The following is a 15,633-nucleotide window of genomic DNA, read 5'->3' as shown; positions in this document are numbered from 1 at the left end:
CTGCATGCGGCCTGAAAAACAGTGCTGTGCCTTTGTTACTTATCATAAAAAATTACGGCGCAGCCAAGATTTCCCTGGTGTTGGCGCAGTATTCGCGCACCCCGGTTTAGCCGGGGTCATTTTTTAGCGGCTTTTGCCACCCACGCTTTCAGCACTTCTACGTCGTGACGCCACTCTTCTTTCATCTCTTCAATCCATTCACCAACATTATCTTCCCACGCAGGAAGATCGGGAGACTGAATTTGCTGACCCAGCTGTTGTAGATGGCGTAACCCCACTGAACCCGCTGCGCCTTTAATTTTATGTCCTTCCTCAACGATGCCTTTTTTGTCCTGTGCCGTCAGGTTCGACTCCAGTACGCTGACATAGCCCGGCATCATCTTCTCAAACACGGCCAACCCGTCGGTAATCAGCTTCGGTCCTACAAGTTCGAGATACTGTTCCAGCATGGGAATATCGAGCAATGCTTCTGATTTACCACTCTCTTCTGTCGTCACCGTGCTCTCCTCATCATCCTGGGTATCCCAGAATTTCTTGATCATCGCGGTTAGCGCCGGAACAGAAAGCGGCTTACTCAGCACATCATCCATTCCAGCATTGAGGTACTCTTGTTTGTCTTTCAGCACGTTAGCGGTTAAGGCCACCAGCGGTGGTAAATCTTCACGCGGATAACGCTTCGTCAGTTCGCGAGATATATCCAGCCCGGTCATATCTGGTAACTGAATATCCAGCAATACAAGGTCGTATTCGCCCGGCTTAAACATCTCCAGTGCTGCCTTACCAGACATCGCCACATCAACGCTGTTGCCCAGTTTTTCCAGCACCGAACGGGCAACGATGACGTTCAGCTCAATGTCTTCTACCAACAGCACATTCAGCGCCGGTAAAGGCATATCATCTTCATCAAACGCGTCATCCACTTCTTCCGCCACCGACGGCGCGTGGATCGTCAGGGTAAAGGTCGAGCCTTTACCTTGTTCGCTGGTGACTGTGATATCACCACCCATATTTTTCGCCAGTCGACGAGAAACCGCCAGGCCAATACCCGTACCGGTTGCAGGTTTGCCACCGTGGCTGTCTTTCACCTGGTAATACATGGCGAAAATTTTATCCAGTTCATTCTGTGGAATACCGATGCCGGAGTCTTCCACTTCAAAATGCAGCATGTCGCCTTCGTCATAACGTACGCGAACTGTCACCTGGCCCTTCTGGGTAAATTTCACAGCGTTACTGATTAAGTTCCACAGGATCTGGCGTAAGCGAGTCCCGTCGGTAATCACCTGATGCGGCAACGGCAGTGTTGGTTCAAGAACAAAGCGCAAGCCTTTTTGTTGCGCCTGCAGTGCGGAGAGGTTTTCCAGATCGGCCAGGAAGCTGGTGAAATCAACCGGCTGGTTATCGAGCTGAACTTTACGTCGCTCCATCTTATCCATATCAATAATATCGTTGAAGATATTCCCCAAAGTGATGGCGGAAACATGGATAGTTTTGAGATATTTTTCCTGCTCGGCGGTGAGCTCTGTATCCAGCAGAATTCGGCTTAAGCCGACGATACCGTTCAGCGGCGTACGCAACTCATGACTGATGGTGGAGATAAAGGTTGTTTTGTCGCGGCTGGCGCGTTCTAGCGCATCCTGATAACGCTTACGCTCGGTAATGTCGCGGCCGAACCCCATCAAGCCGTGGCGTTTACCCACGCGGTCGTAGTACGGCACTTTACGGATTTCAAAGCAGGCTTTGCGTCCATCCGGATAATCCAGCCACTGTTCATAGGTCAGTGACACATTATGACGGAACACCTTCTCGTCGGTTTCAATGACTTTCGCTGCGGCTTCCGGCGAGTAAACGTCCGCAGGTTTCAAATGCACCAACTGTTTTTCGCTTTTCCCGGTCAGCAGTTCCATCGCACGGTTACAGCCGGAAAACTCTTTATCTTCGTTACGGTAAAAAACCAGATCGGGTGAAGCATCAAGGAAGGAACGTAAGAACGAAGATTGTTGTTCGAGTTGAATTTGCGTCTCTTCGCGCTCTTTGATTTCAATTTTCAGCTGACCGAAGGTTTCCTGCAGTTCTGCTTCTGCTTTTTCACGAACGGCGATTTCCTGATTTAGCTGGGCAATATTATCTTTTAACTGAACGTTGAGGCTTAGATCGCGCTCGCGCATCTCCTCCAGTTTTTGCACCAGCCGTGACAGGCGTTGCCGTGACTCCTCGAGTTGCTCAACGACTACCGAAAGAAAGTAGACCGCCCATGGCGTAATCAACAAACCAAAGAAAATAGAGCGGATAACATCAATGCTTTCGACCTGACCATGCAGCACCATGGTTACCGCCATTTGTACCACAATGGCAAGAACGACGAGGGCCAGCGCCAGCAACATTGAGAAGCGCACCAGACCTAACTTCATCATCAGGTCAACATAGTACTGCGCCAGCAGACGAATTTGCTTCATTAGGGGATTCCTTCACGACAACCTGCCCCAATAATACCCAATTCTGGCAGTTACGTTATAAATTGTGTGAGAAATGCGGAATTCCCCTCAATGGCCTACGCCGTTGGAGGTAGCCACGGACGTCCCAGCGCCGATCCCTGTACGCCATGTTCAGTAAGATAGCGATCCAACTCAACCATACCCGTCCAGCGATTTTCACACCATAGCGGTGCAAGTAGCGTCGGGCGACGGGCGCTGGCGGAAATGCGGTGGTAGATAACTTCCGGCGGCGTATGGCGAATCATTTCTCCGGCAGTGAGCGTGTAATCTTCCAGTTCAATACCGTTCAAACGCCCCGCTTCCCAGGCTTTCGCCATAATGCTGCCTTTCACAATATGCAGCGGATGCAGCTTTATGCCGTCCACGCCGGTTTCAACCACTCGCTCCAGCGTTTGCAAACATTCAGCCTGCCCTTCGCCAGGCAGCCCGACAATTAAGTGAGAACACACCTTCAGACCGCGCTGACGTGCCAGCTGGGTTGTACGCTGATAACAGGCAAAATCATGGCCGCGATTGATGCGATGCAGCGTTTTGTCGTGTGCGGTTTGCAGCCCCAGCTCCAGCCACACTTCATAGCCCTGGTCTTTATATTCACAAAGCAAATCAAGCACCGCATCTGGCACGCAGTCCGGGCGGGTACCAACACACAAACCAACGATATTGGCCTGGCTTACCGCCTGTTGATACATAGAACGCAGCACCTGAACTTCAGCAAAGGTGCTGGTATACGCCTGAAAGTAGGCCAGATAGCGTTTCGCGCGGTTAACTAAATTCGCCTGGTGCGCCAGTTGCTCGGCAATGGAACGATGCTGCTGCGCTTCGTCGGCAAACGAGGCAACATTACAGAACGTGCAGCCGCCGCGCCCGATGGTACCGTCACGGTTAGGGCAGCTAAAACCGCCGTGCAGCGTCAGTTTATGCACCTTTTGCCCGTAACGACGGGTAAGATCACCACCAAACATATTGACTAATTTCTGTAACTGCATAATCTGATAGACCGCGCCTTGAAAAGAGGCCAAAGCCTGCCATTTTTAGCTCAATTCGGCGATGACCTGGATCAATCGCCCTGCCCTGCTTTTATCAACTGCATAATCAATCACAATTAATGAAATTCCATGCAGAACAACATGAATTACTTTTGCTTATCTGGCATCGGATTTTTTTATCTCCTTATAGATTTTAGGCAAAAACAGTAGCATGAAACGCCATTGCCGATTAAAGCAGTATAAAATACTGGCTTCTCTGCCTGTTCAAGGCAGGATAAGGGCTATCACGCCTCTAAGGCAGTCAGGAACTGAATGTTTCCCTTATGAGCATCGCATTAAGCCCAAAGAACACATATTCTTTAATTTCAATTAATTAGCAAAGAATTTTGCGCCAAAGCACATTTCCAGACCAATAAGCTTGCCATTTGACCTGTATCAGCTTTCCCGATAAGTTGGAAATCCGCTGGAAGCTTTCTGGATGAGCAGCCTGCTCATCATATTTATGCAGTAATTGAGATCCCCTCTTCACCGTATTAACCGATGCGAAAAGGACAAAAAAGGGGCGAATGCGAGGTAAGCGTATGAAACGCAAACCCCGTCGCCACGCTCTTTCTGTGCCCGTGCGCAGCGGTTCGGAAGTGGGGTTCCCGCAGAGCCTGGGGAGGTTCACTGATATGTTGTACGATAAATCCCTTGAGAAGGATAACTGTGGTTTCGGCCTGATCGCCCACATAGAAGGCGAACCTAGCCACAAGGTAGTGCGTACTGCAATACACGCACTGGCCCGAATGCAGCACCGTGGTGCGATTCTCGCCGATGGTAAAACCGGTGACGGTTGCGGCCTGCTATTACAAAAACCGGATCGCTTTTTTCGCATCGTTGCGCAGGAGCGCGGCTGGCGTTTAGCAAAAAACTACGCCGTCGGGATGCTCTTTCTGAATAAAGATCCTGAACTCGCCGCTGCCGCACGCCGCATCGTTGAAGAAGAACTGCAACGCGAAACCTTGTCGATTGTGGGCTGGCGTGATGTCCCCACTAACGAAGGCGTGCTGGGTGAAATCGCCCTCTCTTCTCTGCCACGCATTGAGCAAATTTTCGTTAACGCTCCGGCTGGCTGGCGTCCGCGTGATATGGAGCGCCGTCTGTTTATCGCCCGCCGCCGCATTGAAAAGCGTCTCGAAGCCGACAAAGACTTCTACGTCTGTAGCCTGTCGAATCTGGTGAACATCTATAAAGGTCTGTGTATGCCGGCGGATCTGCCGCGCTTCTACCTGGATCTTGCGGACCTGCGTCTGGAATCGGCCATTTGCCTGTTCCACCAACGCTTCTCCACTAACACCGTACCGCGCTGGCCGCTGGCGCAGCCGTTCCGCTATCTGGCGCATAACGGTGAAATCAACACCATCACCGGTAACCGCCAATGGGCGCGTGCGCGTACCTATAAATTCCAGACGCCACTGATCCCTGACCTGCACGACGCCGCGCCGTTCGTCAACGAAACCGGCTCTGACTCCAGTTCGATGGATAACATGCTGGAACTCCTGCTGGCAGGCGGGATGGATATCATCCGTGCTATGCGTCTGTTAGTACCACCCGCCTGGCAGAACAACCCGGATATGGACCCGGAACTGCGTGCCTTCTTTGACTTTAACTCCATGCATATGGAGCCGTGGGATGGCCCGGCGGGCATCGTGATGTCTGATGGTCGTTTTGCCGCCTGCAACCTCGACCGTAACGGTCTGCGTCCGGCGCGCTACGTCATCACCAAAGACAAACTCATCACCTGCGCCTCTGAAGTCGGTATCTGGGATTACCAGCCTGACGAAGTGGTCGAAAAAGGCCGCGTCGGGCCAGGCGAACTGATGGTAATCGACACTCGCAGTGGGCGTATTCTGCACTCGGCAGAAACCGATGACGATCTGAAAAGCCGCCATCCATATAAAGAGTGGATGGAGAAAAACGTCCGCCGTCTGGTACCGTTTGAAGATCTGCCCGATGAAGAAGTGGGTAGCCGCGAACTGGACGACGACACGCTTGCCAGCTACCAGAAACAGTTTAACTACAGCGCGGAAGAGCTGGACTCTGTAATCCGTGTGCTGGGCGAAAACGGTCAGGAAGCCGTCGGTTCGATGGGCGACGACACTCCATTCGCCGTGCTCTCCAGTCAGCCGCGCATTATTTACAACTACTTCCGTCAGCAGTTTGCCCAGGTAACCAACCCGCCAATCGACCCGTTGCGCGAAGCGCATGTTATGTCACTCGCCACCAGCATCGGTCGTGAAATGAACGTCTTCTGTGAAGCAGAAGGCCAGGCGCACCGTTTAAGCTTTAAATCGCCGATTCTGCTCTACTCCGATTTCAAACAGCTCACGACGATGAAAGAGGAGCACTACCGCGCAGATACGCTGGATATCACCTTTGACGTCACCAAAACCACGCTCGAAGCGACGGTCAAAGAGCTGTGTGACAAAGCCGAAAAAATGGTACGTAGCGGCACTGTGCTGCTGGTGCTCTCCGACCGGAATATCGCTAAAGATCGCCTGCCGGTTCCGGCCCCGATGGCGGTTGGCGCGATCCAAACTCGTCTGGTCGATCAAAGCCTGCGTTGCGATGCCAACATCATCGTCGAAACCGCCAGCGCCCGCGATCCGCACCACTTCGCCGTGTTGCTGGGCTTCGGCGCGACGGCTATTTATCCGTACCTTGCCTATGAAACGCTGGGCCGCCTGGTAGACACTCAGGCGATTGCCAAAAATTATCGTACCGTGATGCTGAACTACCGTAACGGCATCAACAAAGGCTTGTACAAAATCATGTCCAAAATGGGCATCTCCACCATCGCCTCTTATCGCTGCTCGAAACTGTTTGAAGCGGTCGGTCTGCACGATGATGTAGTGGGCCTGTGCTTCCAGGGGGCGGTCAGCCGCATTGGCGGAGCAAGCTTTGAAGACTTCCAGCAGGATCTGCTGAATCTCTCGAAACGTGCCTGGCTGGCGCGTAAGCCCATCAGCCAGGGCGGCCTGCTGAAATACGTGCACGGTGGCGAATACCACGCCTACAACCCGGACGTGGTGCGCACGCTGCAACAGGCGGTACAAAGCGGCGAGTACAGCGACTATCAGGAATACGCGAAGCTGGTTAATGAGCGTCCGGCAACCACGCTGCGCGATCTGCTGGCGATTACGCCGGGTGAAAATGCGGTCAACATTGCTGATGTTGAACCGGCAAGCGAACTGTTTAAACGCTTTGATACCGCCGCGATGTCTATTGGCGCGTTAAGCCCGGAGGCCCACGAGGCGCTGGCGGAAGCGATGAACAGCATCGGCGGCAACTCCAACTCCGGTGAAGGTGGTGAAGATCCGGCGCGCTACGGCACCAACAAAGTGTCGCGCATCAAGCAGGTGGCTTCCGGTCGCTTTGGGGTTACTCCGGCGTATCTGGTCAATGCCGACGTCATTCAGATTAAAGTCGCCCAGGGCGCGAAGCCGGGCGAAGGCGGTCAGTTGCCGGGCGACAAAGTCACTCCTTACATTGCCAAACTGCGCTATTCGGTGCCGGGCGTGACGCTGATCTCCCCGCCGCCGCACCACGATATCTACTCTATCGAAGACTTAGCGCAGCTCATTTTCGACCTCAAGCAGGTTAACCCGAAAGCGATGATCTCCGTGAAGCTGGTTTCCGAACCGGGCGTTGGCACCATCGCCACCGGTGTGGCGAAAGCTTATGCCGATTTAATCACCATCGCAGGCTATGACGGCGGCACCGGCGCAAGTCCGCTTTCATCGGTGAAATACGCAGGCTGTCCGTGGGAGCTGGGACTTGTTGAAACACAACAGGCACTGGTTGCCAACGGCTTGCGTCATAAAATCCGTTTGCAGGTCGATGGCGGCCTGAAAACCGGCGTTGATATAATCAAAGCGGCGATTCTCGGCGCAGAAAGCTTCGGCTTCGGCACTGGCCCAATGGTGGCGCTCGGCTGTAAATATCTGCGTATTTGCCACCTGAACAACTGCGCAACGGGTGTGGCAACTCAGGATGACAAACTGCGTAAGAATCACTATCACGGCCTGCCGTTCAAGGTGACGAATTACTTTGAGTTTATCGCCCGTGAAACCCGCGAGCTGATGGCACAGCTTGGCGTAACACGTCTGGTGGATCTGATTGGTCGCACCGACCTGCTGAAAGAGCTGGACGGGTTCACCGCCAAACAGCAGAAACTGGCGCTGTCGAAGCTGCTGGAGACTGCCGAGCCGCATCCAGGTAAGGCACTCTACTGCACCGAAAACAATCCGCCGTTTGATAACGGCCTGCTGAACGCGCAGTTGCTGCAACAGGCGAAACCGTTTGTCGATGAACGCCAGAGCAAAACCTTCTGGTTCGATATCCGCAACACCGACCGTTCTGTCGGCGCGTCGCTCTCAGGCTATATCGCCCAGACGCACGGCGATCAGGGGCTGGCTGCCGATCCTATCAAAGCGTACTTCAACGGCACCGCAGGCCAGAGCTTCGGCGTGTGGAACGCAGGCGGCGTAGAGCTGTACCTGACCGGTGATGCCAACGACTATGTTGGTAAAGGCATGGCGGGCGGCTTAATCGCCATTCGTCCTCCGGTTGGGTCAGCCTTCCGCAGCCACGAAGCAAGCATTATCGGCAACACCTGCCTGTATGGCGCGACCGGTGGTCGTCTGTATGCCGCAGGCCGCGCGGGTGAACGTTTCGGCGTGCGTAACTCTGGTGCAATTACCGTGGTAGAAGGCATTGGCGACAACGGCTGTGAATATATGACGGGTGGTATCGTCTGTATTCTGGGTAAAACCGGCGTTAACTTCGGCGCAGGCATGACCGGCGGCTTCGCTTACGTTCTCGATGAAAGCGGCGATTTCCGCAAACGCGTTAACCCGGAACTGGTGGAAGTATTAAGCGTTGACGATTTAGCTATCCATGAAGAGCATCTGCGTGGTCTTATCACCGAGCATGTGCAGCATACCGGTTCTCAGCGTGGTGAAGAGATTCTGGCAAACTGGTCAACCTTCGCCACTAAATTCGCGCTGGTTAAACCGAAGTCCAGTGATGTAAAAGCACTGCTGGGTCACCGTAGTCGTAGCGCAGCAGAGTTGCGCGTGCAGGCGCAGTAAGGGGTAGCAACAATGAGTCAGAATGTTTATCAATTTATCGACCTGCAGCGCGTTGATCCGCCAAAGAAACCGCTGAAGATCCGCAAAATTGAGTTTGTTGAAATTTACGAGCCGTTTTCCGAAGGCCAGGCCAAAGCGCAGGCTGACCGCTGCCTGTCGTGCGGCAACCCATACTGCGAGTGGAAATGCCCGGTACACAACTACATCCCGAACTGGCTGAAGCTCGCCAACGAGGGGCGTATTTTTGAAGCGGCAGAACTGTCGCATCAGACCAATACCCTGCCGGAAGTTTGCGGACGAGTCTGCCCGCAAGACCGTCTGTGCGAAGGTTCCTGCACCCTGAACGATGAGTTTGGCGCAGTGACCATCGGCAACATTGAGCGCTATATCAACGATAAAGCGTTCGAGATGGGCTGGCGTCCGGATATGTCCGGCGTGAAACAGACCGGTAAAAAAGTGGCGATTATCGGCGCAGGCCCGGCAGGTCTGGCGTGTGCGGATGTCCTGACGCGCAACGGCGTAAAAGCGGTCGTCTTCGACCGTCACCCGGAAATTGGCGGCTTGCTGACCTTCGGTATTCCGGCCTTCAAGCTGGAAAAAGAGGTAATGACGCGCCGCCGTGAAATCTTCACCGGCATGGGTATTGAATTCAAACTCAATACCGAAGTGGGCCGCGACGTACAGCTGGACGATCTGCTGAGTGATTACGATGCCGTGTTCCTTGGCGTCGGGACTTATCAGTCAATGCGCGGCGGGCTGGAAAACGAAGACGCCGATGGCGTGTACGCAGCGCTGCCGTTCCTTATCGCCAACACCAAACAGTTAATGGGCTTTGGTGAAACTCGTGAAGAACCGTTCGTCAGCATGGAAGGTAAACGCGTGGTGGTCCTTGGCGGTGGCGATACCGCGATGGACTGCGTGCGCACGTCCGTGCGCCAGGGGGCGAAGCACGTTACCTGTGCCTATCGTCGTGATGAAGAGAACATGCCGGGTTCCCGCCGCGAAGTGAAAAACGCGCGGGAAGAAGGTGTTGAGTTCAAATTCAACGTCCAGCCACTGGGTATAGAAGTGAATGGCAACGGTAAAGTCAGCGGCGTGAAAATGGTGCGTACCGAAATGGGCGAACCGGATGCCAAAGGCCGTCGCCGCGCGGAGATCGTTGCAGGTTCCGAACATATCGTTCCGGCAGATGCGGTGATCATGGCGTTTGGTTTCCGTCCACACAACATGGAATGGCTGGCAAAACACAGCGTCGAGCTGGATTCACAAGGCCGCATCATCGCCCCGGAAGGCAGCGACAACGCTTTCCAGACCAGCAACCCGAAAATCTTTGCTGGCGGCGATATCGTCCGCGGTTCCGATCTGGTCGTTACCGCCATCGCCGAAGGTCGCAAAGCGGCAGACGGCATTATGAACTGGCTGGAAGTTTAAGCGAGGTAACAATGAATTCGCCAGACAGTGTCTGGCGAATTTATAAAACGAGCTATCCAACTAAATTTTAAACCATTAAATCAGCCTTAACCTTCACCACAACCTTTTTAATCTCTCCAGGCTCGCCAACAACGCATCCTGGTTTATGCGGTTCTCCTGGCATAAACACTGCGAACATTCCCGGTTGCAGGATGATGGCTTGCTCGTTTTCAATGGTACTGCAAAGCTGGTAATCATCTTCATGGTGGAACTCTTCACACTGGCGCGCAGTGCCTGCCATACCAAACAGAATCCGTTCCTCACCGTTTAATAACAGCTGGATATCAATGTATTGTTCGTGCAATTCCGCTTTTTTCTCGACGGGCGATTGAGTGTTAAACGTCATGACATTCATAAAAATATTGTCGCCCTGTAATTCGTAACGACCCGGTGCTTTTTCTTGTGGTCTGGCAGCTAATGCCAGCGTTAACGCGTCCTGTAACGCTGGATGTAATCCGGCAGACGGTAATGACTGTACTTCACCCATCATCATAATTTTTCTCCCTGGGCCAACAGCGCAGCCCCAAGTAAACCTGCATCATGACGGTAGTGCGCCGCCAGTAAATCAACATGAAATGCCGCTGGCTCCTGCGCCAGATACGTTTCCACCAGCGCCAGATACCCTTCTGCCAGACCAACGCTGCCACCGACCACTACGCACTGGCAATCAGTTGTGGCTTTAATATCGGCGATCAGCCTTGCCAGCACGCGTGCGGAGCGATGAATCAGTTGCTGCGCCTGCTCGTCGCCCTGCCCGGCGCGCGTGAAAATGGTTTTCGCATCCGCGCCAGCCAACTCCCCCTGAGCTGCCGCTGCAATGCCGCGACCAGAAGCAATCGCTTCCACGCAACCTGTGCGTCCACAGCCACAGACTGGACCATGCGGATCGGCAAGCGTATGCCCGATATGCCCCGCCAGACCACCAGGGCCGGTAAGCAGTTTGCCGCCGCTCACTACACCGCCGCCGACGCCAGTGGAAACGGTGATAAACACCATCTCGGTTATATCGCCTTCCAGCGCCTGATACTCCGCCCATGCTGCGGCCTGCGCATCATTAATGGCAATGGTCGGCAAATCGGTAAGTTGTTCCAGTGTTTTGACTAACGGAAAGTGTAGCAATCCACCGAGATTATGCGGATTCAGCGCCAGCAGGCTGCCATCGCGGATTATCCCGGTTGAAGCGATGGCAACTTGTTGCGCATGAGCGTGTAACGGGGAGACTAATGCGGATAAGGCATCACGCAGCGCCTGCGGAGTCTGGCTGGCAGGCGTAGGTAGTTCACGGCGATCGCGGATCTGCCCATCAGCGCCAATCAGCGCGGCGGCAAGTTTAGTACCGCCGATATCAATCGCCAGTGTGGTCATAGCACCGCCTTTTTCATCGCTGTGTTGTACCACTGACAAATGTGTTCAAGACGTGTGATTGCAGAACCGACCGTCACCGCCCACGCGCCGTGGCGCATCGCATCCGCCGCCTGAGCAGGCGTGTTGTAACGCCCTTCGGCAATCACCCGACATCCGGCGTCACTCAACGTTTTCACCAGCGCCAGATCCGGCTCTTCTGGCGTTTCAGGCGTGGTATAGCCAGAAAGCGTAGTACCAATAATCTCGGCGCCCAGCTTTTGGCATGCCAGGCCGTCTTCCGGCGTTGAGGAGTCGGTCATCGCCAGTAAACCATGATGGTGAATACGTGCCAGCAATGCTTCAACAGGCACCGGACGCGGTCGGTCAGTGCCGTCAATCGCGATAATGTCCGCGCCCGCCTGCGCCAGCGCATCAACATCTTCAATATAGGCCGTGATGCGTACCGGAGAATCCTCCAGATCGCGCTTCACAATCCCGATAATTGGCACGCTCACCACCGCACGCGTGGCTTGCAGATTTGCCACACCTTCGATGCGAATGGCAACCGCACCCGCCTGCTCTGCCGCTAATGCCATAGCAGCGACGATTTCCGGTTTATCGAGTGGGCTGTCAGGCACCGGCTGGCAGGAGACAATCAGGCCACCGTTGGCGGCGATTTTTTGATCCAGTTGTGCAAGTAACGACATACTTCTTCCCTTAGCAAAAGGCCCGGCACATGGCCGGGCAACAGGATTAACTTTTGGTTTTGACTAAATCGTTTTTGGCGCTGCCAAACGGCACGGCACCGCTAAATGGTTTGCCGTCGATAGCGTCATGAGTACGCAATGCTTCCGGGCGCAGCCAACGCTGAACACGAGAAGGCATATCCAGCCCAATCAGCAGGATCACCACGAACGTCAGACTGAACGAAAGCGATCCCAGTGCCGTACCCAGATCCAGACGTTGAGCAATCAGCGCACCAATGATCGGCGCCAGTGCGCCGCCAAGTGCACCAACGTTGTAGGTAAAGCCCAGGCCCGCCGCACGCTGATCGGTATCGAAATAACCACCAATCAGTTTCGGTAAGATCCCGGAGATCCCCTGACCGAGCATTTGCTGGAAGAACAGCAACAGACCAAGTACCCAGACGTTTGCACCGCCAATCGCAAATACCGGAATAATCAGCAATTGCGAGGCTAACAGGCTACAAACGTAGGCTTTGCGCGTTCCCAGCCAGTCACCGAGGAAGCCGCCGACGCAGCAACCCACCGCCGCGCCAAAGCCGCTAAAGAACAGCACATTGGCAACCGTATGCGGGTTATAAGCCAGATCGGTTTTCAGATACGTTGGCAGCAGTGCCTGAATCGGCCACGAGTAGAGGAAAGCAAATAACACAACCACCATCAGCATTACGCCCGTTGGCCAGCGTTTGCCCGTACTCTGTACCATAAAGCTGATAAAGATTGCGGCGCATAACAGCCCGAGAACAGCGACGATTGCGGCATTTTGCAGGTTACCGGCGAAGCAGAACCACAGCGCAGTAGCCGCCGCCAGCGTCATCACGATATTGGCGATGCGATGTTCACCACGGTAGAGAATATCCACCATCGTGCGCACCGGTGCTTTGCCCCCGTGTTTCTCTTTCCAGTCTTCCGCTTCCGGGATGTTTTTCCGCAGCCAGAGAGCAAAGATGATCGGCAAAATGCCGATAAAGAACAGCGCACGCCAGCCCCAGACCGGAACCACCAGGCTGTAGACCTGAGCGGCAACGACGGCCCCCACAGAGAAGCCTGAAATCAGAAAACCACTGGCTTTGTTACGCAGCTGTTTTGGCCAGCTTTCAATGACATAGGTGGCGCTGGAACCGTATTCACCCGCCATCCCCATGCCTATCACCAGACGAGCGATAAACATAGTGATGTAGCCAGGCGCAAAGCCGCAGGCCAGCGTCCCGACCGAGAAGAGAACGATACTGGTGACCATTGCCAGACGACGCCCGTAGCGGTCGCCCATAGCGCCAAGCATCAGGCCGCCGAACCAACGAGAGATGAAGGCTGCGGAAATCAGACTTGCCGCCTGTACCGTTGTCAGCCCGAATTCACCTTGTACTTCAGTGAGTACCAGGGCAATTAAAACGAAATCAAAACCATCAAGCAGATATCCCAACCAGGCAGCGGAAAATGCGCGCCATTGCGCACGATTGAGATGGCGATACCACGGGATATTCTGGGTTGTAGTACTCATTGTGAGTCTCCCGCGGTGGGCAATGCCCACACGCTTTGGTATGAAAATTGTAGGGTACAGATGCGCTTAGTTCCCCTCACCCGGTAGGGGCGAGCGAGGGGAAAAAACTCACCCGCGCTCTTGCATCAACTGCTGAGCAAGCGCCTTCAGTTCTGGCAGATATTTTTCATCTACCGGACCAAACGGTTTACGGCACAGCGGAACAGACACCACATCCATATAGTGCAGGACGGTTTTCAGGCCGCGGAATACGCCGGTTTTAATGAGCAAATCAATGACTTTGTTGCACTCAGTTTGCAGCTTCTGCGCGGTCTGGATATCGCCTTCTTTCAGCGCCTTCACGATACCCTGATAACGCCAACCCATGATGTTGTAAGTACTGCCGATACCGCCGTCTGCGCCCGCCAGCAGGCCGGAAGCGAAGATTTCGTCGTAACCGTTATAGAGCACCAGATCCGGGTGTTCGCGACGGATCTGTTCCATCTGATAGAGATCGCCAGAGGTCTGTTTCAGCGCACCTACGCCAGGTAACGTAACCAGTGTATTGATCTGATCCAGAGTCAGTTTTACCCCGCTCAGTGCCGGAATGTTGTACACCACCATCGGCAAACCATCCGCCGAGTCAATGATTGACCGATAGTGATCGCAGTGTTCTTCAAAGCTGAAAGGATAGTAGAACGGCGTAACGGCGGAGACGGCATCGAAGCCATAACGTTTGGCTGAAGCCGCAAGCTGTTGGCTTTCAGCAGTACTGACGCAACCTACGTGAGCGATTAATTTAATCTTACCTTTCGCCTCTTCGGCGACGATTTCCATTACCTGTTCACGCTCGGAAAGGCTCTGCACAAAGGCTTCGCCTGTCGAACCACCCACGTACAAACCGTCGATGCCCTGCTGAATATTGAACTGAACCAGGCGGCGCAGACTCGCTTTATCCAGTGCTTGTTGTTGATCAAAAGGAGTCAGGAGTGCGGCCATCACGCCACGTAAATTCGTTGCCATAAATACCTCTGAAGTGATGCTTGTCTGTTGAAACGATATACCTTTATACCTGTTATACCAGATCAAATAAGCAACACATCATACAGAACGCTTATAATGCGATCTGCTTCACTAAAGTGGCATTATTTCTTTTTGTGAGTGGTTTGGCCGAAGGCGTGCCAGGTGGCAGAAACGCTGTTGAGATGCGATTGCAACGCGCGATCGGCTTCGTCGGGATCGTGGCGGCGGATCGCGTCAACGATCGCAATATGTTGTTGATAGCTGACGTTGTTATGCTCATGCAATGCCTGATCGGCGACCGTTGGGCGCGCGGCGATCAACCAGTCGAGCAAGGCAACGTGGATTGCCTTAAAGATCGGATTACCCGGGATCTCCGCCAGTACGCGGTGGAAATCAACGTCTGAACGAATGAACGCGGCATTGTTATCCAGCGACTGACTGTTGATTTCCAGGGCTTTTGCCAGCAAATCGATTTGTTCATCGGTGGCATGTTCAGCCGCATAGCGCACCAGGCTGGACTCAAAGAACAGACGTAACTGTTCGAAATGGGCTATCCCTCTTGGATGAGAAAGGAAATCTTTCGCCATACCGGACAGCTCGCCGATGATGGTGTCCGCAGAAGGACGCGAGACGCGAGCGCGCTCACCGTTATTTATTTGCACCAGACCTTTACGCTTTAACGCCGCCAGCGCTTCACGCACCGAAGGACGCCCGACGTTAAAGAACGCCATGAGTTCGCGCTCAGACGGCAACTGCTCCCCTTCGCCAAACTCGCGGCGGCGGATCATCTGCTCCAGCTCTTCTTCCACCATTTCGGAGAGTTTTTTACGCGCCAGCGGACGGCTACGCAAGTTGCGACCAATTGCAGGTGAAGAATCTTCGTTTTGCGAATCAAATGCGTTCATAAGGCCCATTCTTTAAGGTCAGTGTGATTAACATCATCAATGACATCCTATCACA

10 protein-coding genes are annotated in these 15,633 nt (G+C 53.9%); 2 read left to right on the top strand and 8 right to left on the bottom strand.

What is annotated here, in order from left to right:
• Positions 1-116: 116 nt before the first annotated feature.
• Together arcB and D9741_RS00295 are read right to left on the bottom strand one after the other, a co-directional pair.
• Positions 117-2,453, bottom strand: coding sequence for an aerobic respiration two-component sensor histidine kinase ArcB (arcB, locus tag D9741_RS00300; protein WP_130219189.1), 2,337 nt, complete (start codon positions 2,451-2,453; stop codon positions 117-119).
• 95 nt (positions 2,454-2,548) lie between these two features.
• Positions 2,549-3,478, bottom strand: a complete 930-nt coding sequence (locus tag D9741_RS00295) for a TIGR01212 family radical SAM protein (protein ID WP_064529852.1) — start codon at positions 3,476-3,478, stop codon at positions 2,549-2,551.
• A 674-nt stretch (positions 3,479-4,152) separates the two neighbouring features.
• Between D9741_RS00295 and gltB the strand changes: the two genes are divergently transcribed.
• Together gltB and gltD are read left to right on the top strand one after the other, a co-directional pair.
• Entirely contained in the window at positions 4,153-8,613 is a 4,461-nt protein-coding gene (gene gltB, locus D9741_RS00290) for a glutamate synthase large subunit (protein WP_130219187.1), read from the top strand.
• A gap of 12 nt (positions 8,614-8,625) precedes the next feature.
• Positions 8,626-10,044, top strand: coding sequence for a glutamate synthase subunit GltD (gene gltD, locus D9741_RS00285; RefSeq protein WP_000081679.1), 1,419 nt, complete (start codon positions 8,626-8,628; stop codon positions 10,042-10,044).
• A gap of 67 nt (positions 10,045-10,111) precedes the next feature.
• Here the strand turns inward: gltD and nanQ are convergent, their stop codons facing one another.
• The 6 genes from nanQ to nanR form a co-directional block, all read right to left on the bottom strand.
• Entirely contained in the window at positions 10,112-10,576 is a 465-nt protein-coding gene (gene nanQ, locus D9741_RS00280) for an N-acetylneuraminate anomerase (protein WP_130219185.1), read from the bottom strand.
• Positions 10,573-11,448, bottom strand: coding sequence for an N-acetylmannosamine kinase (gene nanK, locus D9741_RS00275; RefSeq protein ID WP_130219183.1), 876 nt, complete (start codon positions 11,446-11,448; stop codon positions 10,573-10,575). Before nanK ends, nanQ begins: the two co-directional genes overlap by 4 nt.
• On the bottom strand, positions 11,445-12,134 hold the full coding sequence (locus D9741_RS00270; RefSeq protein WP_130219181.1) for an N-acetylmannosamine-6-phosphate 2-epimerase: 690 nt from the start codon (positions 12,132-12,134) through the stop codon (positions 11,445-11,447). Before D9741_RS00270 ends, nanK begins: the two co-directional genes overlap by 4 nt.
• 46 nt (positions 12,135-12,180) lie before the next feature.
• A complete protein-coding gene (gene nanT / locus D9741_RS00265; RefSeq protein WP_130219179.1) occupies positions 12,181-13,671 on the bottom strand; it encodes a sialic acid transporter NanT in 1,491 nt (496 codons plus the stop codon).
• A 108-nt stretch (positions 13,672-13,779) separates the two neighbouring features.
• Positions 13,780-14,673, bottom strand: a complete 894-nt coding sequence (gene nanA, locus D9741_RS00260; RefSeq protein ID WP_130219177.1) for an N-acetylneuraminate lyase — start codon at positions 14,671-14,673, stop codon at positions 13,780-13,782.
• Between the two features lie 122 nt (positions 14,674-14,795).
• Positions 14,796-15,587: a transcriptional regulator NanR gene (nanR, locus tag D9741_RS00255; protein WP_130219174.1), complete on the bottom strand. Its 792-nt coding sequence runs from the start codon at positions 15,585-15,587 to the stop codon at positions 14,796-14,798.
• Positions 15,588-15,633: the final 46 nt, after the last annotated feature.

The organism is Escherichia sp. E14V7 (genome assembly GCF_004212225.1).
Lineage (GTDB): Bacteria > Pseudomonadota > Gammaproteobacteria > Enterobacterales > Enterobacteriaceae > Escherichia.
This window is presented reverse-complemented; position numbering and strand designations above follow the sequence as displayed.

Coding starts and splice junctions, on each gene's coding strand:
- arcB (WP_130219189.1), bottom strand. CDS start 2,453: ATGAAGCAAATTCGTCTGCTGGCGCAGTACTATGTTGACCTGATGATG.
- D9741_RS00295 (WP_064529852.1), bottom strand. CDS start 3,478: ATGCAGTTACAGAAATTAGTCAATATGTTTGGTGGTGATCTTACCCGT.
- gltB (WP_130219187.1), top strand. CDS start 4,153: ATGTTGTACGATAAATCCCTTGAGAAGGATAACTGTGGTTTCGGCCTG.
- gltD (WP_000081679.1), top strand. CDS start 8,626: ATGAGTCAGAATGTTTATCAATTTATCGACCTGCAGCGCGTTGATCCG.
- nanQ (WP_130219185.1), bottom strand. CDS start 10,576: ATGATGATGGGTGAAGTACAGTCATTACCGTCTGCCGGATTACATCCA.
- nanK (WP_130219183.1), bottom strand. CDS start 11,448: ATGACCACACTGGCGATTGATATCGGCGGTACTAAACTTGCCGCCGCG.
- D9741_RS00270 (WP_130219181.1), bottom strand. CDS start 12,134: ATGTCGTTACTTGCACAACTGGATCAAAAAATCGCCGCCAACGGTGGC.
- nanT (WP_130219179.1), bottom strand. CDS start 13,671: ATGAGTACTACAACCCAGAATATCCCGTGGTATCGCCATCTCAATCGT.
- nanA (WP_130219177.1), bottom strand. CDS start 14,673: ATGGCAACGAATTTACGTGGCGTGATGGCCGCACTCCTGACTCCTTTT.
- nanR (WP_130219174.1), bottom strand. CDS start 15,587: ATGGGCCTTATGAACGCATTTGATTCGCAAAACGAAGATTCTTCACCT.